At 59.9% G+C, this 21,192-nt stretch carries 20 protein-coding genes and 1 pseudogene; 16 read left to right on the top strand and 5 right to left on the bottom strand.

Annotated features, from left to right (window positions below; all coding sequences use genetic code 11):
• Nucleotides 1–7: 7 nt before the first annotated feature.
• Nucleotides 8–892, top strand: coding sequence for a 3-hydroxyisobutyrate dehydrogenase (gene mmsB / locus ATY80_RS06245; protein ID WP_088691610.1), 885 nt, complete (start codon nt 8–10; stop codon nt 890–892).
• 85 nt (nt 893–977) lie between these two features.
• Entirely contained in the window at nt 978–1,895 is a 918-nt protein-coding gene (locus tag ATY80_RS06240; protein ID WP_088691609.1) for a DMT family transporter, read from the top strand.
• A gap of 20 nt (nt 1,896–1,915) precedes the next feature.
• Here ATY80_RS06240 and hppD read toward each other — a convergent pair whose 3' ends face one another.
• On the bottom strand, nt 1,916–3,022 hold the full coding sequence (gene hppD / locus ATY80_RS06235; protein ID WP_088691608.1) for a 4-hydroxyphenylpyruvate dioxygenase: 1,107 nt from the start codon (nt 3,020–3,022) through the stop codon (nt 1,916–1,918).
• Between the two features lie 126 nt (nt 3,023–3,148).
• Between hppD and ATY80_RS06230 the strand changes: the two genes are divergently transcribed.
• Nucleotides 3,149–3,622, top strand: coding sequence for an Lrp/AsnC family transcriptional regulator (locus tag ATY80_RS06230; protein ID WP_088691607.1), 474 nt, complete (start codon nt 3,149–3,151; stop codon nt 3,620–3,622).
• 2 nt (nt 3,623–3,624) lie between these two features.
• On the opposite strand, the gene ATY80_RS06225 is transcribed toward ATY80_RS06230, so the two are convergent.
• Nucleotides 3,625–4,077 (bottom strand): MarR family winged helix-turn-helix transcriptional regulator, encoded by a 453-nt coding sequence (locus tag ATY80_RS06225; RefSeq protein ID WP_088691606.1) that lies wholly within the window; start codon nt 4,075–4,077, stop codon nt 3,625–3,627.
• 68 nt (nt 4,078–4,145) lie between these two features.
• Between ATY80_RS06225 and hmgA the strand changes: the two genes are divergently transcribed.
• From hmgA to maiA, 3 genes are read left to right on the top strand one after another with little or no spacing between them, the layout of a single operon-like run.
• On the top strand, nt 4,146–5,504 hold the full coding sequence (gene hmgA / locus ATY80_RS06220) for a homogentisate 1,2-dioxygenase (protein ID WP_088691605.1): 1,359 nt from the start codon (nt 4,146–4,148) through the stop codon (nt 5,502–5,504).
• A gap of 24 nt (nt 5,505–5,528) precedes the next feature.
• The gene (locus ATY80_RS06215) at nt 5,529–6,554 is read left to right on the top strand and encodes a fumarylacetoacetate hydrolase family protein (RefSeq protein ID WP_088691604.1); all 1,026 of its coding nucleotides are present in this window, start codon (nt 5,529–5,531) and stop codon (nt 6,552–6,554) included.
• Complete coding sequence (maiA, locus tag ATY80_RS06210; protein ID WP_088691603.1) at nt 6,551–7,189, top strand: maleylacetoacetate isomerase; 639 nt, start codon at nt 6,551–6,553, stop codon at nt 7,187–7,189. The genes ATY80_RS06215 and maiA overlap by 4 nt, the downstream gene beginning before the upstream one ends.
• Nucleotides 7,190–7,312: 123 nt before the next feature.
• Here the strand turns inward: maiA and ATY80_RS29475 are convergent.
• Nucleotides 7,313–7,510 (bottom strand): annotated as a pseudogene (locus tag ATY80_RS29475) (sugar kinase); the annotation flags it as partial.
• Between the two features lie 221 nt (nt 7,511–7,731).
• On the opposite strand from ATY80_RS29475, the gene ATY80_RS06200 reads away from it, so the two are divergent.
• Genes ATY80_RS06200 through ATY80_RS06190 form a run of 3 tightly spaced genes read left to right on the top strand, consistent with a single transcriptional unit; the run spans nt 7,732 to nt 10,958 of the window.
• A complete protein-coding gene (locus ATY80_RS06200) occupies nt 7,732–8,907 on the top strand; it encodes a Gfo/Idh/MocA family oxidoreductase (RefSeq protein WP_088691602.1) in 1,176 nt (391 codons plus the stop codon).
• Between the two features lie 5 nt (nt 8,908–8,912).
• Nucleotides 8,913–10,085 (top strand): dihydrodipicolinate synthase family protein, encoded by a 1,173-nt coding sequence (locus ATY80_RS06195; RefSeq protein WP_088691601.1) that lies wholly within the window; start codon nt 8,913–8,915, stop codon nt 10,083–10,085.
• A 48-nt stretch (nt 10,086–10,133) separates the two neighbouring features.
• Nucleotides 10,134–10,958 (top strand): sugar phosphate isomerase/epimerase, encoded by an 825-nt coding sequence (locus tag ATY80_RS06190; protein ID WP_088691600.1) that lies wholly within the window; start codon nt 10,134–10,136, stop codon nt 10,956–10,958.
• A gap of 190 nt (nt 10,959–11,148) precedes the next feature.
• On the opposite strand, the gene ATY80_RS06185 is transcribed toward ATY80_RS06190, so the two are convergent.
• Complete coding sequence (locus ATY80_RS06185; RefSeq protein ID WP_088691599.1) at nt 11,149–11,463, bottom strand: hypothetical protein; 315 nt, start codon at nt 11,461–11,463, stop codon at nt 11,149–11,151.
• A gap of 1,783 nt (nt 11,464–13,246) precedes the next feature.
• Between ATY80_RS06185 and ATY80_RS06180 the strand changes: the two genes are divergently transcribed.
• The 6 genes from ATY80_RS06180 (at nt 13,247) to ATY80_RS06155 (ending at nt 19,286) form a co-directional block, all read left to right on the top strand.
• Nucleotides 13,247–13,912 carry a GntR family transcriptional regulator gene (locus ATY80_RS06180; RefSeq protein ID WP_088691598.1) on the top strand — a complete coding sequence of 222 codons (666 nt, stop codon included), beginning with the start codon at nt 13,247–13,249 and terminating at the stop codon, nt 13,910–13,912.
• Between the two features lie 341 nt (nt 13,913–14,253).
• A complete protein-coding gene (gene bioB, locus ATY80_RS06175; RefSeq protein ID WP_088691597.1) occupies nt 14,254–15,258 on the top strand; it encodes a biotin synthase BioB in 1,005 nt (334 codons plus the stop codon).
• Nucleotides 15,255–16,400 carry an 8-amino-7-oxononanoate synthase gene (locus ATY80_RS06170; RefSeq protein ID WP_088691596.1) on the top strand — a complete coding sequence of 382 codons (1,146 nt, stop codon included), beginning with the start codon at nt 15,255–15,257 and terminating at the stop codon, nt 16,398–16,400. The genes bioB and ATY80_RS06170 overlap by 4 nt, the downstream gene beginning before the upstream one ends.
• A complete protein-coding gene (bioD, locus tag ATY80_RS06165; RefSeq protein WP_088691595.1) occupies nt 16,397–17,035 on the top strand; it encodes a dethiobiotin synthase in 639 nt (212 codons plus the stop codon). The genes ATY80_RS06170 and bioD overlap by 4 nt, the downstream gene beginning before the upstream one ends.
• A complete protein-coding gene (locus ATY80_RS06160) occupies nt 17,032–18,300 on the top strand; it encodes an adenosylmethionine--8-amino-7-oxononanoate transaminase (RefSeq protein ID WP_088691594.1) in 1,269 nt (422 codons plus the stop codon). Before bioD ends, ATY80_RS06160 begins: the two co-directional genes overlap by 4 nt.
• Nucleotides 18,297–19,286 carry a beta-ketoacyl-ACP synthase III gene (locus ATY80_RS06155; protein ID WP_088691593.1) on the top strand — a complete coding sequence of 330 codons (990 nt, stop codon included), beginning with the start codon at nt 18,297–18,299 and terminating at the stop codon, nt 19,284–19,286. The genes ATY80_RS06160 and ATY80_RS06155 overlap by 4 nt, the downstream gene beginning before the upstream one ends.
• A gap of 36 nt (nt 19,287–19,322) precedes the next feature.
• On the opposite strand, the gene ATY80_RS06150 is transcribed toward ATY80_RS06155, so the two are convergent.
• Nucleotides 19,323–19,754, bottom strand: coding sequence for an Lrp/AsnC family transcriptional regulator (locus ATY80_RS06150; protein WP_088691702.1), 432 nt, complete (start codon nt 19,752–19,754; stop codon nt 19,323–19,325).
• A 129-nt stretch (nt 19,755–19,883) separates the two neighbouring features.
• Between ATY80_RS06150 and ATY80_RS06145 the strand changes: the two genes are divergently transcribed.
• Nucleotides 19,884–20,987, top strand: coding sequence for a saccharopine dehydrogenase family protein (locus ATY80_RS06145; RefSeq protein ID WP_088691592.1), 1,104 nt, complete (start codon nt 19,884–19,886; stop codon nt 20,985–20,987).
• The last annotated feature ends 205 nt before the right edge of the window (nt 20,988–21,192 follow it).

Here is a 21,192-nt window from a genome sequence, read left to right as displayed (position 1 = left end):
GAATGCCATGGCAAGGATCGCCTTCATCGGGCTCGGCAATATGGGCGGACCTATGGCCGCCAACCTCGTCAAGGCCGGGCACGAGGTCACCGGGTTCGACCTGGCAGCCCCGGTCCTGCAAGCGGCAGAAGCACACGGCGTGACCGCAGCAAGCCATATCAGCCAGGCGGTCTCGGACGCGGAAATCGTCGTGACCATGCTGCCACAGGGCAGGCACGTTCTCAGCGCCTGGACCGATATCCTCCGCTCGATCTGCGCCGGTACGCTTGTGATCGACAGTTCCACGATCGACGTCGACAGCGCCCGCAAGGCGCACGACATGGCGAGCAGCGCCGGTTGCCTTTCCCTTGACGCCCCGGTTTCGGGCGGCACCGGCGGGGCGGCGGCTGGCACGCTGACTTTTATGGCCGGAGGTTCCGACGAGGCCTTTGCGAAGGCCAAGCCGATCCTGGAAGCTATGGGCAAGAAGATCGTTCATTGCGGGGATGCAGGCGCCGGACAAGCGGCCAAGATCTGCAATAACATGATCCTCGGCATATCGATGATCGGCGTCTGCGAGGCCTTCGCGCTCGGTGAGAAACTCGGCCTTTCCCATCAGGCCCTGTTCGACGTTGCCTCGACATCGTCGGGTCAATGCTGGTCAATCAGCACCTATTGCCCTGTCCCGGGGCCAGTTCCGACATCGCCCGCGAACAACGACTACAAGCCGGGGTTTGCGGCCGCGCTGATGCTGAAGGACCTGCGGCTGTCACAGGAGGCGGCTCTATCCACCGGTGCGTCGACGCCGCTTGGAGCCGAAGCCTCGCAGCTTTACGCTCTCTTCGAGAAACAGGGGAATGGCGGGCGCGATTTCTCGGCGATCATCGAAATGCTCCGCGGCAAGTCGCAATAGCTTCCGTAACGACTTGACACTCTGTTCTATATGCGCGACGCCCGCCTGCCGCAACGAGGCGGTGGCTGGCTACAGGAATTTTGACATGCTACCGCAGCCCACCGCGTCTGTGCTCAAGAACGTCGCAGCGATGGGCGTTGCTCTGATGCTGCTCGGGGACTTTCTCTTCGCCCTCAACGACGCGATGGGTAAGTGGCTGGTGACAGACTTTTCTGTCGGGCAGGTGCTTCTCATCCGCTCGCTCGGAAGTTTCGCCATCCTGGGGCCGCTCATCGCGCGGCAGGGTCCTGTCCAACTCGTCAGGCTGGAGCAGAAAGGGCTGCAGTTTCTGCGCGTGCTCTTCGCCACGTTCGATGTCGGCCTGTTCTACGCCGCGGTCGCCTACCTGCCGCTCGCTGACGTCATGACCTTCTACATGGCAGGCCCGATTTACGTTGCCGCGCTCTCGCACTTCTTCCTCAACGAGCGGATCGGCCGGCGCAGATGGCTAGCGGTCTTCGTGGGCTTCTGCGGGGTGGTGATCGCACTGCGTCCATCATCCGCAATGCTGTCGCTGCCCTCGCTCTTCGGCATTGTCGGCAGCCTGTCCTTTGCGATGACGCTGGTTCTCAACCGGCATCTCCGCAACACCAGCGACACGACGCTCGTGACGTGGCAGATGGTCGCGGCGCTGGTCGTCGGGGCAGTGCTCTCGATCGGCACGTGGCAGCCGACCACGACAGTCGAGCTCGCCGGCATGCTTGCGCTTGGCGTCATTGCCTCCTGCGCCCACCTTTTGATCACACGTTCGCTGAAGCTCGCCCCAGCGTCACTGCTGGCACCGCTGCAATACAGCCTGTTGATCTGGGCAATTGCGCTTGGATACGTCTTCTTCGGCGACGTTCCGGATCTCTACGTGATCACGGGCGGCACGATCATCGTCGTCGCCGGCCTGTTTATCTTCCACCGCAAGAACCTGCTCGAAACAGTGCCGCCAGAGGCCGTTGCCCTCGACGGCCATTGATCGCGCACTTAGGTCGACTGCTAGGCGGCGGGCTTGATCACGCCGCGGCGTATCTGATCGGCTTCGATGGATTCGAAAAGTGCCCGGAAGTTGCCCTCGCCGAAACCTTCATCGCCCTTGCGCTGGATGAACTCAAAGAAAATCGGACCGATCACCGTCTTCGAGAAAATCTGCAACAGGATCTTTGTCGTGCCGCCATCGAGTACGCCTTCGCCGTCGATGAGAATGCCGTGCCTGGCCATTCTGTCGAGCGGTTCGTCATGTTCATGGACGCGCTCGCGTGACATATCATAGTAGGTCTGCGGTGGGCCTGGCATGAAGCGTAGGCCGTTTTCAGCAAGCTTATCGGTCGCCTCGTAGATGGCATTGGTTCCGACAGCAATGTGCTGGATGCCTTCGCCTTTGTACTTCTTTAGATACTCTTCGATCTGACTGGTCTCGTCCTTCGATTCATTCAACGGGATACGGATCTTGCCGCAAGGCGAGGTGATAGCACGGCTCATCAGCCCGGTGATGCGGCCGTCGATGTTGAAGAAGTGAATCTGCTTGAAATTGAAGAGCTTGCGGTAAAAGTCCCACCACTTGTCCATGTTGCCGCGATAAACGTTATGGGTCAGGTGATCGAGATAGAAGAACCCGACACCCTCGGGCCTCGGATCACCCTCGCCGAGCCAATCGAATTCGAGATCGTAAGCCGAACCTTTCGCACCGTAGCGCTCGATGAAGTAGAGAAGAGACCCGCCAATGCCGACAATCGCCGGCACATCAAGGGTCTTGTCGTTACCCTCGTAGGGCGTCGCGCCCTTGGCAACGGCGTGATCGAACGCATGCTTGGCATCGACGACGCGCCATGCCATCGAGGGCGCGCAGGGACCGTGATCCTCGACGAAGCGCATGGCATGGCTGCCCGGCTCGGCATTGACGATGTAGTTGATGTCACCTTGACGCCAGACCCTAATGTTCTTGGACTTATGCTCGGCGACGACCCGATAGCCCATACGCTCGAACAATTCCGCCAGCTTCTCGGGCGCGGGGTGGGCGAATTCGACAAACTCGAACCCGTCCGTACCGGCAGGATTGTCCACTGTGATCTGAGACGGCGGTGCATCGTGCGGATACGGGCCCATCTGTTCCTCCTTTGACTGGAATGTCGAATGCAAATTATGGACCTGTTTCCATGCAATGTGCTTGCATTGTAGGCGTCGATGGCAAAATATCTGCACGGAACATGCAAAAGAGCGGGTGATCGTACAATGTCTGAGCAATTGGATGGTTTTGATCTGAAGATCCTGGCCGAACTCCAAGGCGATGGGAGATTGAGCAATATCGAACTGTCCGAGCGCATCAGCCTTTCGGCCTCCCAATGCTCGCGACGGCGAACGCGACTGGAAGCAGAGGGTTTCATTCGCGGCTATCAGGCACAGCTCGATCCCGACAGGCTGGGGCTCAGTCTGCTGGTCGTCATCTCGGTCACGCTGGCAACCCACAATCGCGACAATGCCCGCCGCTTTGCGCAATTGGTCAACGGCCTTCCGGAGGTTCTGGAAGCCTATGCGCTGACCGGCGAGATGGACTATCACCTGAAAGTCGCGACCCGCGGCCTGTCCGGCCTTTCGCGGTTCGTCAACGACGTTTTGTTGCCGCACGAATCCGTGCAGCACGTGAAAACCTCGATCGTGCTCGATACGTTGAAGAACTTCGAAGGCTACCCGCTCAGCGGATCATAGGTTCATTTCAGTTTGCGCCGCAGTCCTGCGGATGCCTCGATCGCCGCAAGCGCCAGGTCGAGATGGCGTATCGCCTCTTCGCCAAGTTTCAGGCGTACCGTCTCCTGGTACTGGTGGGCAAGAACCGTGATTTTGCGATAGTATTCACGTCCGAGCGCGGTGAGTTCGATCTGCTCGAAACGTCGATCGGTGTAGCTTGGAATTCTCTTCAGCCAATGGCGCTGCTCGAGCGCATGGACGGCCCGACTCACCTTTGTCTTATGCATATGTGAATGGGCCGCGATGTCCTTTGCCGTCATCACGCCGACACTGCCGAGTGCGGCAAGCGTGCGCCATTCGGGACGAGTGAGATCGAACTCCTGCTTGTACTGCCGCGCGAATGATTGGCTGATGAGTTCCGATGCCCGATTGAGCCGGTAGGGAATAAAGCCGTCGAGCTCGAATCCACTTTCCATGGCTGCTCCTTGATAGTTACAAAATCGACGGTTACATTTGTAACTATATAAATGGAGGAGACGCAAGCATGGACACCACCGAAGCACTGAGTTCTCGTGCGCGGGCGGGAACCAGGGAGCCGGCCTACATGCCAGGTTTCGGCAATGACTTCGAGACCGAGGCGCTCCCGCAAGCATTGCCGCAGGGCCAGAACAGCCCGCAAAAATGCAACTATGGCCTTTATGCCGAACAGCTGTCCGGATCGCCGTTCACGGCTCCGAGAGGAACAAACGAGCGTTCCTGGCTTTATCGTATCAGGCCAAGCGTCCGCCACACGCGCCGGTTTGCCACTTCGAGCTACCCTTTCTGGAAATCCGCGCCATGTCTCGACGATCACTCGCTGCCGCTCGGTCAATTGCGCTGGGATCCGATTCCGGCTCCCACCGGGAACGCTGACCTTCTTGCCGGAATCCGAACGATGACGGCAGCCGGCGACGTCCTGACCCAGGTCGGAATGGCCGCACATGCCTATGTCTTCAATGCGGATATGGTCGATGACTATTTCTTCAATGCCGACGGCGAACTGCTCATCGTTCCGCAACTCGGCGCCATCAGCGTCTTCACCGAGATGGGCATCATGCAGGTCGAGCCGGCGGAAATCTGCCTGATCCCCCGCGGAATGATGTTCAAGGTTTCACGTCTCGGCGACGGACCCGAATGGCGCGGCTACATCTGCGAAAACTACGGAGCGAAGTTCACCATGCCGGATCGTGGACCGATCGGCGCCAACTGCCTGGCAAACGCCCGCGACTTCAAGACGCCGGTCGCTGCCTTCGAGGACAAGGAAACAGCGTGCCGTGTCCATGTGAAATGGTGCGGCAAGTTCTATGTGACGCAGATCGATCACTCACCGCTCGACGTCGTCGCCTGGCACGGAAACTACACTCCCTTCAAATATGATCTAAGGACGTTCTCCCCGGTCGGGGCCATTCTCTTCGATCACCCCGACCCGTCGATCTTTACGGTCCTGACCGCGCCGAGTGGCGAAGAGGGCACGGCAAATGTCGACTTCGTGATTTTTCCGCCGCGCTGGCTTGTTGCCGAGCACACCTTCCGACCGCCGTGGTATCATCGCAACATCATGAGCGAGTTCATGGGGCTAATCCATGGACAGTACGACGCCAAGGAAAAGGGCTTCGTTCCAGGCGGGATGAGCCTGCACAACATGATGCTGCCGCATGGACCGGACGCGCCAGGATTCGAAAAGGCGTCCAACATGGACCTGAAGCCGGTCAAGCTCGATCATACAATGGCCTTCATGTTCGAGACCCGTTTCCCGCAACAATTGACGAAATACGCCGCTGAGCTGGAAACACTGCAGGACGATTACATCGATTGCTGGGATGGCCTCGAAAGGCGCTTCGATGGAAGCCCAGGCGTGAGATGATCTGTTCGACTGAGGACATAACCCATGAAGCTCGCCACACTCAAAGATGCCACTCGAGATGGCCAACTGATCGTCGTCTCCCGAGACCTGACGCGCTTTGCCCATGCAGGCAAGGTCGCCCGTACCCTGCAGGCAGCACTGGACACATGGGCGCAAACGGCGCCGAAACTTTCTCTTATCGGTGAGCGGCTGGAAGCCGGCTTGGAACCGTCTCAGCCCTTTGAGCCACGGCTTGTGCATTCGCCGCTGCCGCGTGCCTACCAATGGGCAGATGGATCGGCCTACGTCAATCATGTCGAATTGGTGCGCAAGGCGCGCAACGCCGAAATGCCGCGGTCGTTTTGGACCGATCCGCTCATGTACCAGGGCGGTTCCGACAGCTTCCTTGCACCGCGCGATCCGATCCTTGCTGCCGACGATGCGTATGGCATCGACATGGAAGGCGAGATCGCGGTTATTGTCGATGACGTCCCGATGGGCGCCACATCCGAGCAGGCATACGATGCAATCCGGCTGGTAATGCTGGTGAATGACGTGTCGCTTCGAGGCCTCATTCCCGACGAACTCGCCAAGGGATTCGGCTTCTTCCAATCGAAGCCATCATCGGCCTTTTCGCCGGTTGCGGTGACGCCTGACGAGCTGGGCGATAGCTGGAAAGACGGCAAGATCCATCTTCCCTTGCTGGTAAGCCTGAACGGCATTGCGTTTGGCCGCGCCAATGCGGGCAAGGACATGACATTCGACTTCGGACAGCTGATCTCGCATGCAGCAAGGACACGCGCGCTGGCGGCAGGTTCTATCATCGGTTCCGGCACGGTCTCCAACAAGCTCGACAGCGGCCCTGGCAAGCCGATCGCTGAAGGCGGCAACGGATATTCCTGCATCGCCGAGATCCGGATGATCGAGACAATCGAGCAGGGCGGACCAACGACGCCTTACCTGCATTTTGGCGATACCGTTCGTATCGAGATGAACGATGGGCGTGGTGCGTCGATCTTCGGAGCGATCGAACAGACAGTGCAGCGGTTCGTCAGCGAGGAGCGGCAATGACAGAGACCGTGCTCTACGACTACTGGCGCTCCTCGGCGAGTTATCGGGTTCGCATCGCGCTGCAAATGTTAGGGCTTGCCTATAGGACGGTTCCGGTGGACCTGCTGCTTTCCGCACATAAGGACCGAGCTTACCTGGAGCTCAACCCCCAGGGTCTTGTCCCGTGTTTGCGTATCGATGGGCAAACCCTCACGCAATCGCTGGCCATCATCGAATATCTTGCCGAGACAAGGCCGGAAAGTGGGTTCCTGCCTGATACCGTCATGGGGCGCCAACGGGCAAGGGCGCTGTCCTATGCCGTCGCGATGGACATCCATCCGATCTGTAATCTCAACGTCGCTTCCCACGTCGTGCGCCTTGCCGGCGATGAGGGCGCGCGAACAGAATGGATGATCACATTTATCAGCAGTGGATTGCAGGCCCTGGAGCGGCTGCTCGACGGTCCGACAACAGGTCGCTTTTGCCTTGGCGACGCACCGACCATGGCCGATTTCTGCCTCGTGCCGCAGGTCTATAACGCCCACCGCTGGGGCATTGAAATGTCGCCGTTCCCTCGTGTCACGCGTATTGCTGATGCCTGCAATGCGCTGCCGGCCTTCACTGCAGCCCATCCGGATGCAGTGAAGCCGGTGTAAATTCGACCTGCCGCAAAGCTTCGCTCGCGCATAGCCTTCAGAGCCACCCCATACCGGCTTCGCCCGCTTAGTTAGGCTTAATCACACCCTCGCGGCGCTTCCACAAAGATTTCTCCGCACCGGGGCTTCCGCCTTCAAAAGCTCGGACCCTTCCAGTTCTTCGATGATATTGGATAGGCTTTGCGTGCTGAGCGCCGTCAACCTGGCCAGGGCCGCCCGCGACAACGGCCCGTTCGCTCGGGATGCCTCGATCACGACCCGTCGATCGAGCGATTTCGCCCGCTCTAGGTTGGTGCCTGAAATTGCCTTCGTTGACTCCACTTAGCGGGAATTCAATCCCTTACCACATAAGGGGTTCGCCGCGGATATCCAGCGGTTTGCATTGGTCACCGTGAGCGAAACTGATGGAGTGCGGTGCTGAATTGGCGCAGCGACGCTCCCAGAGTTCTTGGCCCCATCCACTGCGTATGTCGGGTTGACAGTATGGCAAGCGCATGTCACTTATGTAACTAACTGGTTATTTATTTGGGAGGAAGACGGAAATGGCGACGATATCGCTCGGCATTATCATGCATGGGATCACCGGCCGCATGGGTTACAACCAGCATCTGGTGCGGTCCATTCTGGCGATCCGGGAGCAAGGGGGGCTTCCGCTTTCCAACGGCGACCGTCTGATGCCCGATCCGATCCTCGTCGGACGCAATGCCGACAAGATCGAAGCGGTCGCCCGCAGGCACGGCCTGACGCGCACGACGACCGATCTCGACGGTGCGCTTGCCGATCCGAGCAACAAGATCTTCTTCGACGCGGGTTCCACGCAAATGCGCGTCTCATTGCTGAAAAAGGCAATCGAAGCGGGCAAGCACGTTTATTGCGAAAAGCCGATCTCCGAGACGCTTGAGGAGGCGCTTTCCGTGGCGACGCTCGCCGAACAGCGCGGTGTGAAGAACGGTGTCGTTCAAGACAAGCTCTACTTGCCGGGACTGCAAAAGATCGCACTTTTGAAGGACAGCGGCTTCTTCGGCAAAATACTCTCGGTGCGCGGCGAATTCGGCTACTGGGTATTCGAAGGCGATTGGGGCGTGAAGGCGCAGCGCCCCTCCTGGAACTATCGGCTAGCCGACGGAGGCGGCATGATCCTCGATATGCTGCCGCACTGGCGCTACGTGCTTGACAACCTCTTCGGTGAGGTCAAGGCCGTCAGTTGCTATGCCTCCACCCATATTCGAAACCGTGTCGACGAGAATGGAAAGACATATCTGGCCGACGCCGACGACGCAGCCTATTCGACGTTCGAGCTTGAGGGCGGGATAGTCGCCCACATCAATTCCTCTTGGGCAGTGCGCGTGCGTCGCGACGACCTCGTGACCTTCCAGGTCGACGGCACACATGGTTCAGCCGTTTGCGGTCTGACGAAGTGCTGGACCCAGCATCGCGTCAATACGCCAAAACCGGTCTGGAATCCGGACCAGCCGCAGACGATCGACTTCTACAAGACCTGGGACGAGGTGCCCGAAACCCAGGTGTTCGACAACGGCTTCAAGGCACAGTGGGAAGACTACCTGCGCTACGTCGTTGAGGACGCACCTTGGAAGTTCACGCTGCGCGAGGGCGCCAAGGGCGTTCAGCTTGCCGAACTGGCACACAAGAGCTGGAAGGAACGCCGCTGGGTGGATGTTCCCTCGCTCGCCGACACGTCCGTTCGCAAGGTTGCCTGACGACCATGGCGGCGACACTTCGTCTTCCCATTCCCGGCGGCACCCTGCAGGACTACACCGTCGCCAACACACCGCTTTGCGCACCGGAACGCCCGGCCGGCGGGCACGCCTTCAGCCGCGTCGCCTTTGCGGCCGCGCACGTGGTGGTCGATCCGTTGGCCGATAACGATCCCTGGCTCGATCGTAACGTCGACTGGGAGCGCACCGTTGCGTTCCGCGAATACCTTTGGGACCTCGGCCTCGGTGTCGCCGAGGCCATGGACACCGCCCAGCGCGGCGTGGGGCTTGACTGGACGGGCGCCAAGGAACTGATTGCCAACGTCCAATCGGCAGCGCGCAAACGCCCTGATGCGCTGATCGCCTACGGCGCCGGCACCGACCATCTGTCTCCCGGCCCTGATATCAGCATCGACGACGTGATCCGCGCCTATGAGGAGCAGGTCGCCTATGTCGAGGGGCAGGGCGGCCGGATCATCCTCATGGCAAGCCGGGCACTTGCGGCGGCCGCCAAGAGCCCCAAGGACTACGTACAGGTCTATGACCGCATCTTGCGGCAGGTTCGCCAGCCCGTGATCATCCATTGGCTTGGTGACATGTTCGATCCCGCGCTCGCGGGCTATTGGGGTTCTGGCAATGACATGCAGGCGATGGAAACGGCAGTCGCGATTATCAACGATCACGCAAGTAAGGTGGATGGCGTAAAGATTTCCCTGCTGTCGGCGAAAAAGGAGGTCGTCATGCGCCGCAGGCTTGATCCGGCGGTCAAGATGTACACCGGCGACGACTTCAACTACGCAGAGCTCATCGCCGGGGACGAACAAGGCTACTCGCATGCCCTGCTCGGCATTTTTGACGCCATTGCCCCTGCTGCGAGCGCTGCCCTGGGCAAGCTCGCAGCAAACGATCTCGCTGGTTTCCACGATATCCTGGCACCGACCGTGCCGCTGTCTCGGCATATCTTCAAGGCGCCAACCCGGTTCTATAAGACCGGCGTCGTCTTCCTGGCCTATCTCAACGGCTTCCAGGATCACTTCCAGATGCTCGGCGGCCAGCAGAGCGCGCGCTCGATCACGCACCTTGCGGAACTGTTCCGTCTTGCCGACCAAGCCCGCGTCTTGCGCGACCCGGATCTCGCCACCGAACGAATGAATATAATCCTCGCCACGGCAGGGATCTGAAACACCACGGCATCCGCCTGGCATCGGCGAGGCGAGAAAGGACAACGCATGGCAGTCGACGGCCTTTCGATCAACCTCGCGACGGTTCGAGAACAGTACAACATGAAGCAGGCCGTGGAAGCGTGCCTCATGCAGGATATCGTGGCGATCGCTCCCTGGCGCGATCAGGTTCAAGCCATTGGCCTTTCGGAAGCCGCCCGTATCGTCGCCGACAACAAGCTGCAGGTGACCGGCCTTTGCCGCGGCGGCATGTTCCCCGCCGCCGATCCTGTGGCACGCGCCGCCGCAATCGACGACAACAGGAGGGCCATTGACGAAGCTGCGGCTCTCAATGCGAACTGCCTTGTCCTTGTCGTCGGTGGCCTGCCCGCAGGATCCCGGGATATTGCGCATGCGCGCGAGATGGTTGCCGATGGCATTGCTGCGATCCTCCCGCACGCGCGCGCCGCTGGCATACCGCTGGCCATCGAACCGTTGCATCCGATGTATGCCGCAGACCGCGCCTGCGTGAATACGCTCGAGCAGGCACTCGATATTTGTGACCTGCTTGGAAACGGCGTCGGCGTCGCCATTGACGTCTACCATGTCTGGTGGGATCCGAAACTTATGCAGCAGATTGCGCGTGCCGGCGCCACTGGCCGTATCCTGGCGCACCACATCTGTGACTGGCTCGTCCCGACAACGGACCTTCTGCTCGACCGCGGAATGATGGGAGACGGTGTCATAGATCTCAAGGGAATTCGGCGCGCGATCGAAACGGCCGGCTATCGAGGTCCGCAGGAAGTGGAGATATTTTCGGCGACAAACTGGTGGAAACGGCCTGGCGAAAGGGTGCTTTCGACCTGCGTTGATCGCTTCCGAAGCGTCTGCTGACCTCTCGGGACGAATTTGGGCGAACGTCAACGAGGACCGGTCGGCACGGTTCGGCCACGTGGCGCCGACGACACATCAGCTCGCGCTGCGGACAAGGATGTGGGTGAAAGCAACAACGAACTGCATCCGACCACCCGACGAGCAGAGATAGGCCGGTTGCCCAGACAAGAACCCGAGCCACCAGATCAGGTCATCGCTCGGCAAGGGTCACAGCCGTGGTAGTCTTCGTTGCGGACGCCACATGCACCTTGCGCAGAAAGCCGGGCGACACATTCCAATGGCGCCCATCCCGGCCAATCACCGTTACAGATCTCTTGTTATATCGCGTCAACGTCCCTTCGACTGTCCGACCGTGCTGGTCTTCGAACGCCACGCAGTCGCCGATCGAGAAATTGAGCATTGTCTTGTGCGCTCGCATCTGGTGCAGAAATCGCAGTCGCTCGACGATGCGATTGTTGAGATCGACCAAATCTTCTTCACTCAGCTTATCGATGTCGATTGCCATGGTGTCCTCACGCCTTCGATCGCATCAGCCTATCGTCAGCCAACCTCGGCGTTCAAGACCCGCGCGGACACTGTCACCAGGGATTTGTTCCGCCGGAATATTTCCCCGACTTTGCCTCTGTGTGCAGTCGCGCGGAATGTTAACCAAGTTACTGTTTATGCATATATATTTCCGCTTACGGCAGCCAATCACATGTTCGCTTCCGCTAGAGCTTATCGTTCTGATCGGAGACAAGGTCCACAAAGTTGCTTCAGAAACGCTTGGTGGGCCAATCCGGCCACTTTAGGGCCGCTTGCAAACTGACCGCGCATGGCAAAAGCCGCCCATAGAATCTCGGACAAGAGGGTGATTTGTCAACCGCATTTCGCGGGCTATCTGCGAAATCAACAAACGGCGAGGGTCCTGGCGAGGCAAGATTTCGGGCGAATTGCGACCGCAGTATATGTTATTCTTCCCGAATGTTCCCCGCGGGGAACTCTATCGAAATCGCAAGAGACAGCAGCCGCCCGGCATCTGACGCGGGGGCAACCAACGGCCCGAGCGCCGCGGCTGTTCCTCGCTCCCGCCTCAGCGAGCCGGTGCGACGCTCCCTGCGCTGACCTTACCGGCCAGCCGAAGCGCATTCTTGCACCATTGGCAGCAGGCGATCCCATGAAAGCGCACGCACTGGATTTCCTCTGGTAACGGCGCCGCGTAATAGATGCCTGCCGCAGCGTTCCCCGCGGGGAACTCTTCCGGTCCCCACAAAGACAACTGCCCGACCCGCCATCCCATGAAAGAGGAGTGCCGCCTCATCCGATATTGGACGCGACCAACTGTAAGAGCACCGCCATACCCATTGCGCCGTTTGGCAAGGTAGGGCCCATTCCCGCAATCACGCTAGAAAACCTGCCTGCGCCCGGTTCGGCTCCCAACGAAGGGAGGCTTTTCTCCATTCACAGTGATCGGGGCCTGATGCCGCGCGTGCAAACGTCACAGCTACCTCTCAGAAACGCGTCCGTCAAAGGTGCCTGGCCTCTCTCGGTGCGGTCGTAACGGGGTTCACGGCGACCGGACACCAGCAGAGGCGCAAATTCGGCCCTGGCTTCACGCTGGCCAATCCATGTGAGATCTTTCAGCATGAAGGGCTCCAATACCGGATAGACCGCAGCAGGTCAGCACGCAGCGCCGCCTCGACAAGCTGAGATCATCGGCAACAGCCTCTGCGACAGGCCTCAAGCCGAAGCCATTGCCAACCATAGAGCCGAGCGCCGCACGGCGAGAGGCTTTTTCTATCTCACGGTCAAAGCCGCAAGGCCAGCGCTTATACTTGCCACAGACAGCCTTTCAATCCGGAGTCCCGTCGGTTGCGCGGACCGGACCGTCAAGCCTTCCCGGACGCATTTTACGGTGGCAGCGGAACAAAATGACGCCCTTAATAGGTCACATCCGCGGCTCATCAAGACGGAACCTTCTAACGGCGGCGGTCGAAATATTTGCCAATCCGCAGGAGCCCCCAACACTCACTGAGACCCACGCCGGTCGTGGCGACCAGCGATTGCCTACAACATCTCGCCCGCCCCTTGCGTGCCGGAGAAAGCCGCTCCTTCGTGGGGGCGAGCAGCACATGCAACGCAGCGGCCAGAATCAAACGAGGCCTGACGTCGCTTGTGAAAACTCGCCGCGATGATCGGCACATCCGCCGTGCAGGGCGCTAAACTGCCGGATAGAAACCGCAGACAAATCCACAGCCATGCGTAGTGCGCGCCTCGACAGCTTCGAGCGCAGGAACTATCTCTAAAATATGACTATTCATAACGATGACACGATAGCCGGCCGTATAAGTCGCGCGCTCGCAGAGCGCATTGTGACCGGTGCCTTGCCGCCTGGCTCGAAGCTGAAGCAGGACCACATAGCGGAAGAATTCGGGTCGTCGCACGTTCCAGTGCGAGAGGCTCTGCGCCGACTGGAAGCGCAGGGTCTCGCCGTCAGCGAGCCGCGCCGCGGCGTTCGTGTTGCCTCCTTCGACTTGAAGGAAGTGCAGGAGGTTGCGAAGATGCGCGCCGTCCTTGAAGGGCTGGCACTGCGCCACGCAGCCGAGCACCTCACGCCGTCGCGTCTTGATCAGGCCGAACAGGCGACGGTCGATGGCGACAATGCGCGCGATGTCCGCACCTGGGAAGAGGCCAATCGCAGGTTCCATACGCTGATCCTCGAACCATGCGGCATGCCGCGCTTGCTCTCCGTCATTGACGATCTCCATGCAGCAAGCGCCCGATTTCTGTTCGCCACCTGGCTGAGCGAATGGGAGCCGCGGATCGACAGCGACCATCGCACCATTCTCGCATTTCTACGTGCCGGCAAGGTCGAGAACGCGGTGACCGCCTTGGAGCGGCATGTGCAATGGATCGGGGGGCCCCCGCGGCGACTGCAGCATGCGTCGCGAGAACGGTTTGCGATCGTCGGCTAGCGTCGACAATCGCAAGCGCGACGTAGTCTACACCTCATCAAAAGGCGTCGCTTGTCTCCCACACACGAACAGGACGAGGGCGCCCGGGCTCCTCCTGCGGCGCCCTTGCAGCACGTCGGGCAGAGCCATGCGTTCCAGGCGTGCGCGTCTGGTTCCCGGTCGGTAGTGGACCCAGACGTCTTCCTCATCACAGGTCCGCACGAGAGCGCTTTGCTTCCCGACCAACTCCGCCACAGGGGCGAGCCAAAAAAGACCCTTGCCTAATATCATCTCAGACAATTATAGATAAAATCAGCTTCTATCTACGGACCAAAGCTTCATGACGAGAGGATCTTAACCTGATGCCGTCCCCCTCAGCCAATTCGACGCAGGAACCCCGAGGTAGCAGCGAAGATGTGGGCCCGACAACGCTGTCAGAGGCCACGATTATCTATAATTCGCCATTCAACGACCTTCTCTATCGTGCCCACGGCGTCCATCGCGCCAATTTCGATCCGAACGCGGTGCAGATGAGCCGCCTCCTTTCGGTCAAGACCGGCGGATGCGCCGAGGACTGTGGTTATTGCAGCCAGTCGGCCCACTACCCGACCGGCCTCAAGGCTTCAAAACTCATGGAGGTCGAGCGCGTTCTTAGCCAAGCACGAAAGGCCAAAGAAGCAGGCGCCACGCGATACTGCATGGGTGCCGCCTGGCGCAGCCCCAAGGACCGTGACATGGACGCCATCATCGCGATGGTAGAGGGGGTCCGGGCGCTCGGCATGGAAACCTGCATGACGCTTGGGATGCTGACGCCACAACAATCGGCAAGGCTCGCCGAGGCAGGCCTCGACTACTACAATCACAACATCGATACCTCGGAGCGCTTCTATAGCGAGATTATCACGACACGGAGCTTTGCAGATCGGCTGGAGACCCTTGCCAATGTGCGTGAAGCGGGCATCAAGGTTTGTGCCGGCGGCATTCTCGGCATGGGTGAGACGGCGCAAGATCGCGTATCGATGCTTGTCACGCTCGCGAATCTGCCGACGCCACCCGAGAGTGTCCCGATCAATATGCTCATTCCGATCCCTGGATCGAGGCTCGCAGATGCCCAACCGATCGATCCGGTCGATTTCGTGCGGACCGTCGCACTGGCACGCATTCTAATGCCGACGTCCTATGTGCGTCTATCCGCAGGTCGAACGGACATGTCGGACGAAACCCAGGCGCTCTGTTTCTTTGCCGGCGCCAACTCGATCTTTGTGGGGGAGACCCTTCTGACTGCGGACAATCCCGGCGAGGATCAGGATGCGGCACTCTTTCGTAGGCTCGGGCTAAAGGCGGAGCAGCTGGAGCGAGCCGAATGACCGCCAACCTTGCGCTCTATGAGCGCAAGCTCGCTGGACTTGATCGCAAGGGAAGGAATCGAAGCCTCGTTGCCATATCCGGCGCAGATTTCACCTCGAACGACTATCTGGGTCTTGCCGATTCCCAGCGGCTCAAGGATGCGCTTTGCGATGCAATCGATCGCGGTGTGCCGGTCGGGGCAGGAGGCTCGCGCCTGCTTCGCGGCAATCATCCGGAGCATGAGGCACTGGAGCAGGAGGCCGCTGCCTATTTCGAAGCAGCGCGCGCGCTATATTTCGGCAGCGGCTACGCAGCCAATGTGGCGTTGTTTTCGACCTTGCCACAGCGCGACGACATCGTCGTCTATGATGCGCTGATCCATGCGAGCGCCCATGAGGGGATCTCCACAAGCCGCGCGCCGTCGGTCGCAACCGCCCATAACGACGTGGACGCAGCCGCCGATGCGATTGCCAGATGGCGCCGTGCGGGGGGCAAGGGTCGACCCTGGATTGCGGTCGAAAGTCTCTATTCAATGGACGGAGATTGCGCTCCTCTTGGTGAGCTCATGGAGCTCGTCAAGCGGCATGATGGCTTCCTCGTCATTGACGAGGCGCACGCGACGGGTGTGTTCGGGAAAGGCGGACGCGGCCTTTCGGAGGTTCTTGGCCATCCGGAAAACTGTATTAGTCTGCACACCTGCGGCAAGGCGCTTGGCGCATCGGGAGCGCTTGTCCTCGGACCGGCTATCATCTGCGATTTCCTCATCAACCGCGCTCGAAATTTCATTTATTCGACAGCACCATCTCCGCTGATGGCTGCGACTGTGCGAGAGGCATTGAAGGTCCTCGCTGACGAGCCGGAGCGCCGCGGCAATCTTGCCGGACTTGTCTCTTTCGCCAGCCGCGAGATGCAAGCGGCGACCGGGATGCCTCCGAGTAAATCGCAAATCCTGCCGATTTTGATCGGCGACAATCGTCGTGCGGTACGCATTGCTGAACGCTTGCGCAGCGAGGGCTTCGATGTCCGGGCCATTCGGCCTCCGACCGTGCCCGAAGGGACGGCGCGGTTGCGCATCTCCATCACTTTGAATGTCGACGAAGCGATCATCAGCCGGCTGTTCGAGAGGCTCGTCGTCATCCTGCGGGAGGAGCAGCAGCAATGACAGAGCGCTTTGTCGTCACGGGCACCGATACAGGTATCGGAAAGACGGTCTTTTCCGCCGCTTTGACATCCGCACTCGGGGCACACTACTGGAAACCGGTTCAAGCCGGGCTCGGCGATGAGACAGACGCCGAAACGGTCGGCCGATTGGGCAGGGTACCACCTGACCGGATTGTCCCTGAGGCCTATCGGCTAAGAACGCCTGCATCCCCGCACCATGCGGCAGCACTCGACAATGTGAAGATAGCTCCAGACGCACTGGCGCTGCCGGCGCCGCCGGGATCGCTTGTCATCGAGGGCGCCGGCGGAGTGCTGGTTCCCCTGACATCCGAGGTCCTTTTTGCCGACGTTTTCGCCCGCTGGCAGGTGCCGGTCATCCTGTGTGCCAGAACCACGCTCGGCACCATCAATCATACGCTGATGTCGGTGGAAGCACTGCAGCGACGTTCGGTCCCAATCTTCGGCATTGCCTTTGTCGGTGAAGAGAATCCCGAAACGCAGAAGATCATCGTCCAGCTGAGCGGAACGCGCTCGTTGGGGCGCCTGGAGCCGACCGTCCCACTCGACCACGAAACACTGATGGCGGCCTTTCATCGCGGCTTCGACGTTGCGATATTTCGGAGTGACCGGTCATGACGCTCTCGCCGGTATGGCATCCATTTACGCAGCATGCCCTTGAGCCGGCGATGAAGAAGGTCGTGGCCACCGAAGGCGCCCATCTCATCGACGAAGACGGCAACCGCGTTCTCGATGCGATCTCCTCATGGTGGGTGGTCACCCACGGCCATCGGCATCCGGTGATCATGGAAGCTATCCGTAGGGCAACAGAGTGCTACGACCAAATCATCTTTGCCGAGTACACTCACGCGCCGGCCGAAGATCTTGCCCGTGGGTTAATCGCTGTAAGCCCGGCTGGGCTTGAACACGTCTTTTATTCGGACAGTGGCTCGACGGCCGTCGAAGTCGCACTGAAAATGGCGCTCGGTTTCTTCCACAACAGGGGGCGACAGCGCGACCGGGTCGTCGTCATGGAGCATGGTTACCATGGCGATACGATCGGCACCATGTCGGTCGGCGAAAGGGGCATCTTCAACGCCGCCTACGAACCCTTGCTGTTTGGCGTCGACCGGATTGCCTTTCCAGAGCCCGGCAGAGCGCAGAACACGCTTGATGCATTCGAGCTTGCCTGCCGCTCTGGCCGCGTTGCGGCACTGTTGATCGAGCCGCTGGTGCTTGGCGCCGGGGGCATGAAGATGTTCGAGCCCTCGCTGCTTGGCGAACTTGGCAAGATCGCACGCTCCCACGACGTGCTGCTCATCGCCGATGAGGTGATGACCGGCTGGGGCAGGACGGGGACCATGTTTGCATGCGAACAGGCGGGCATTTGCCCGGACATCCTGTGCACGTCGAAGGGGTTGACGGGCGGCGCTTTGCCGCTTGCCGCAACACTTTGCACAAGCGAGATTTTTGATGCGCATCTTTCGACCGACCGCCGGAAGACCTTCTTCCACTCGAGTTCCTATACCGCCAACCCGATCGCCTGCGCGGCTGCCGTTGCGAACCTGACGATCTGGTCACAGGAGCCGGTTCAAGCACGCATCGATCTCCTCGTTACCCTGCAAGCGAAAGGCCTCGCTCGCTTTGCCGAAGATCGGCGTTTCAGGTATGTGCGCCAGTCGGGAACCATTGCCGCACTGGATCTGGCTGTTGGCTCAGACGGATACTTAGCCGACATAGGACCACGGTTGCGCGCCTTCTTCCGCGAGCGTCAGCTTCTTGTTCGCCCGCTTGGAAATGTCATCTATCTGATGCCGCCCTATTGCGTATCGGAAGCCGAGATCGACCGCCTGTATGATGCGATCGATGAAGCGGCAAGCATCCTGATCGGAACTCGAGCATGACGAACGTTTGTTCCGCGCGCATGGCTGGCTTCGGGCACAGTGTGCCTGGCCGTTGCGTCGAAAACCCCGAAATTGAACAATCGCTCGGGCTGGAAGCTGGCTGGATCGAACGTCGCACGGGCATTCGCACGCGCTTCTGGGCCGAAGAGGGCGATACCCTGAGCGGACTTGCCGCAGAAGCAGGATCCATGGCGCTCGACAATGCCAGGATCAGCCGTTCTGAGATCGGCTTGACGCTACTGGCAACCTCCACACCGGATCACCTGCTGCCGCCAACTGCGCCGCTTGTCGCTCACAAGCTCGGACTTGAACACTCCGGCGCGATCGATCTTGCCGGTGCCTGTTCCGGCTTTCTCTACGCACTGACGCTCGCAGACGCCTTCGTGCGTGCACAGGGCAGGGCGGTTCTTATCATCGCCGCCAATATCCTCAGTCGGCGCATCAATCCCGCAGAACGCGCCAGTTGCGTGCTGTTTGCCGATGCGGCGGGCGCAGTCGTGCTCTCCCCCTCAATCGATCCGGCCACCGGCGTCCTCGGCACCGACCTGTGTTCCGAAGGCAGCGGCTATGACCTGATCTCGATTGCCGCTGGCGGCAGCAACAAGCCTTTCACGCCGGAGCGCGCAGCCTGCGAGTATCTGATGACCATGCGGGACGGACGCGAGGTGTTTTCGCGGGCGGTCGAGATGATGAGCGCCGCCTCTGAAAGGGCGCTCGACAGGGCGGCTGTTCGGGGCCCGGCAATTACGAGGTTCGTGCCGCACCAGGCCAATGTGCGGATTTTCCAGGCGGTCGCAACCAACCTTGGCATCGAAGCCGAACGGACCGTCTGCTCGCTTGACCGATATGGGAACTCTTCGGCCGCAACGATCCCGCTCTCCTTGTCGCTGGACGCTGCTGAACGACCTCTTCGGGAAGGTGAAACCCTGCTTCTTTCTGCGGCTGGTGCCGGACTTACCGGCGCAGCGGTCGTCTATCGTGCCTAGATTTTCCGCAAAGACGGCGCGACGGAGTTAAAGACCCTAGCGGTTGATGCGCGTCGACAGGATGATCGACGACAGCGTCTTTTCCACGCCATCGATATCGCCGATCTTGTCGATGACCATGTCGAGCTCGCTGATCGATGCCGCCGCAACGATTGCGATCATGTCAAAGCTGCCGCTCACCGAATGAACGGAGCGGACATGAGCGATCGACTGCAGCTCCTGGGTGACGCGCCCGAGCGCCTTTGCCGCAAGGGTGATAAGCACGTGCGCCTTTATCTGGCCACTCTCGAAGTCGTCCGACAAGCGCACGCCATAGCCCGCGATCACGCCATCCCGTTCCAGGCGCTCGATTTTCGCCTGCACCGTGGTGCGCGACAAGCCAAGCCTGCGCGCCAGCATCGCAGTTGGCATTCGGGCGTTCTCGCTGAGAATCGACAGAAGTTGCCGATCCTTGTCATTCATCGTCATATTGAACATCCACGACGGCGATGTGCCAAAAATATCTAGTCGATCTTATCATTCTTGCGCTGTGAATCAACCGAACCGACGGGAATAAAGAAGACATACAGATGTCTCGATCCAACAGAGGGAACGTATATGAAAAACATTGTTGTCATCGGCGCCGGCAAGATCGGCTCGACGATTGCCCGTCTTCTCATCCATTCCGGCGACTATCACGTGACGCTGGCCGACCGCAGCAAACAGCAGCTGGATCACATGGAGGCGAATTCCGCCCTCAGCCTTGCGGAAGTCGACATTGCCGACCATGCCTGCCTGGTCAAACTTCTCTCCGGCAAGTTTGCTGTCCTCAGTGCCGCCCCGTTCCATTTGACGATCGCGATCGCCGAGGCTGCGGCCGAGGCCGGTGTCCACTACCTCGACCTGACCGAAGACGTCGAATCCACCCGCCGGGTCAAGGCGATCGCCGCCAGCGCATCAACCGCCTTCATCCCCCAGTGTGGCCTGGCTCCGGGCTTCATCTCGATTGTCGCAAACGATCTCGCCAGCCGCTTCGACACGCTCGATAGCGTGCGCATGCGTGTTGGTGCCCTGCCACAGTATCCCTCGAACGCCTTGAACTACAATCTGACCTGGAGCACCGACGGCGTTATCAACGAATACATCGAACCCTGCGAGGCTATTGTCGACGGGCAGTTGATCGAAGTTCCGGCTCTGGAAGAGAGGGAGGAATTTTCCCTTGATGGTGTAACCTACGAGGCCTTCAACACATCCGGTGGTCTTGGAACCCTTTGCGAAACCTTGAAGGGCAGGGTGCGGACCTTGAACTACCGCACGATCCGCTATCCCGGCCACGCGGCCATCATGAAAGCACTGCTCAGCGATCTCGGCCTGCGCCACCGCCGCGAAGTGCTCAAGGATATTCTGGAGCACGCACTCCCCTCGACAATGCAGGACGTCGTGATCGTCTTTGTGACGGTTTCCGGCTGGAAGAATGGTCGACTGGTGCAGGAGACCTACGCCAACAAGGTTTACAGTGGCGTGGTTGCAGGCCGCATGATGAGCGCCATCCAGATCACCACCGCATCAAGCATCTGCGCCGTGCTTGACATGCTGGCCAAGGAAGAGCTGCCGACGAAGGGTTTCGTACGACAGGAAGACATTGGTCTCGACGCCTTTCTGGACAGTCGCTTCGGCCACTACTACGCGCAGAAGGCTTACGGCGAAAAGATCGCCGGCTAATCTCGACTGGACTTGCCAATGGAAACGCCCGGGCGGTTGACCCGGGCGTTTTTTTGAGCGGCGCTGTCTTCCCTCGAAGCTTGATCGCAGCCAGATCGAAACTCCGACCCACGTCCGGTCAAGTCTTCGGCAAAGCCGCCATAACCAGATTAAGGGCATGCATTCAAGAAGCATCAAAGGCTGCCTTTTGCGATGTCTGGTCGGC

The sequence above is a fragment of the Rhizobium sp. R711 genome (assembly GCF_002211365.1).
Lineage (GTDB): Bacteria > Pseudomonadota > Alphaproteobacteria > Rhizobiales > Rhizobiaceae > Rhizobium.
This window is presented reverse-complemented; position numbering and strand designations above follow the sequence as displayed.

Bases quoted from the DNA above. Each gene is read 5' to 3' on its own strand.
- ATY80_RS06215 (WP_088691604.1), top strand. From the start codon at position 5,529: ATGAAGCTCGCCACACTCAAAGATGCCACTCGAGATGGCCAACTGATC.
- ATY80_RS06180 (WP_088691598.1), top strand. From the start codon at position 13,247: ATGACTATTCATAACGATGACACGATAGCCGGCCGTATAAGTCGCGCG.
- bioD (WP_088691595.1), top strand. From the start codon at position 16,397: ATGACAGAGCGCTTTGTCGTCACGGGCACCGATACAGGTATCGGAAAG.
- ATY80_RS06145 (WP_088691592.1), top strand. From the start codon at position 19,884: ATGAAAAACATTGTTGTCATCGGCGCCGGCAAGATCGGCTCGACGATT.
- hmgA (WP_088691605.1), top strand. From the start codon at position 4,146: ATGGACACCACCGAAGCACTGAGTTCTCGTGCGCGGGCGGGAACCAGG.
- ATY80_RS06230 (WP_088691607.1), top strand. From the start codon at position 3,149: ATGTCTGAGCAATTGGATGGTTTTGATCTGAAGATCCTGGCCGAACTC.
- ATY80_RS06150 (WP_088691702.1), bottom strand. From the start codon at position 19,754: ATGACGATGAATGACAAGGATCGGCAACTTCTGTCGATTCTCAGCGAG.
- ATY80_RS06195 (WP_088691601.1), top strand. From the start codon at position 8,913: ATGGCGGCGACACTTCGTCTTCCCATTCCCGGCGGCACCCTGCAGGAC.
- bioB (WP_088691597.1), top strand. From the start codon at position 14,254: ATGCCGTCCCCCTCAGCCAATTCGACGCAGGAACCCCGAGGTAGCAGC.
- mmsB (WP_088691610.1), top strand. From the start codon at position 8: ATGGCAAGGATCGCCTTCATCGGGCTCGGCAATATGGGCGGACCTATG.
- maiA (WP_088691603.1), top strand. From the start codon at position 6,551: ATGACAGAGACCGTGCTCTACGACTACTGGCGCTCCTCGGCGAGTTAT.
- ATY80_RS06190 (WP_088691600.1), top strand. From the start codon at position 10,134: ATGGCAGTCGACGGCCTTTCGATCAACCTCGCGACGGTTCGAGAACAG.
- hppD (WP_088691608.1), bottom strand. From the start codon at position 3,022: ATGGGCCCGTATCCGCACGATGCACCGCCGTCTCAGATCACAGTGGAC.
- ATY80_RS06185 (WP_088691599.1), bottom strand. From the start codon at position 11,463: ATGGCAATCGACATCGATAAGCTGAGTGAAGAAGATTTGGTCGATCTC.
- ATY80_RS06160 (WP_088691594.1), top strand. From the start codon at position 17,032: ATGACGCTCTCGCCGGTATGGCATCCATTTACGCAGCATGCCCTTGAG.
- ATY80_RS06240 (WP_088691609.1), top strand. From the start codon at position 978: ATGCTACCGCAGCCCACCGCGTCTGTGCTCAAGAACGTCGCAGCGATG.
- ATY80_RS06155 (WP_088691593.1), top strand. From the start codon at position 18,297: ATGACGAACGTTTGTTCCGCGCGCATGGCTGGCTTCGGGCACAGTGTG.
- ATY80_RS06200 (WP_088691602.1), top strand. From the start codon at position 7,732: ATGGCGACGATATCGCTCGGCATTATCATGCATGGGATCACCGGCCGC.
- ATY80_RS06170 (WP_088691596.1), top strand. From the start codon at position 15,255: ATGACCGCCAACCTTGCGCTCTATGAGCGCAAGCTCGCTGGACTTGAT.
- ATY80_RS06225 (WP_088691606.1), bottom strand. From the start codon at position 4,077: ATGGAAAGTGGATTCGAGCTCGACGGCTTTATTCCCTACCGGCTCAAT.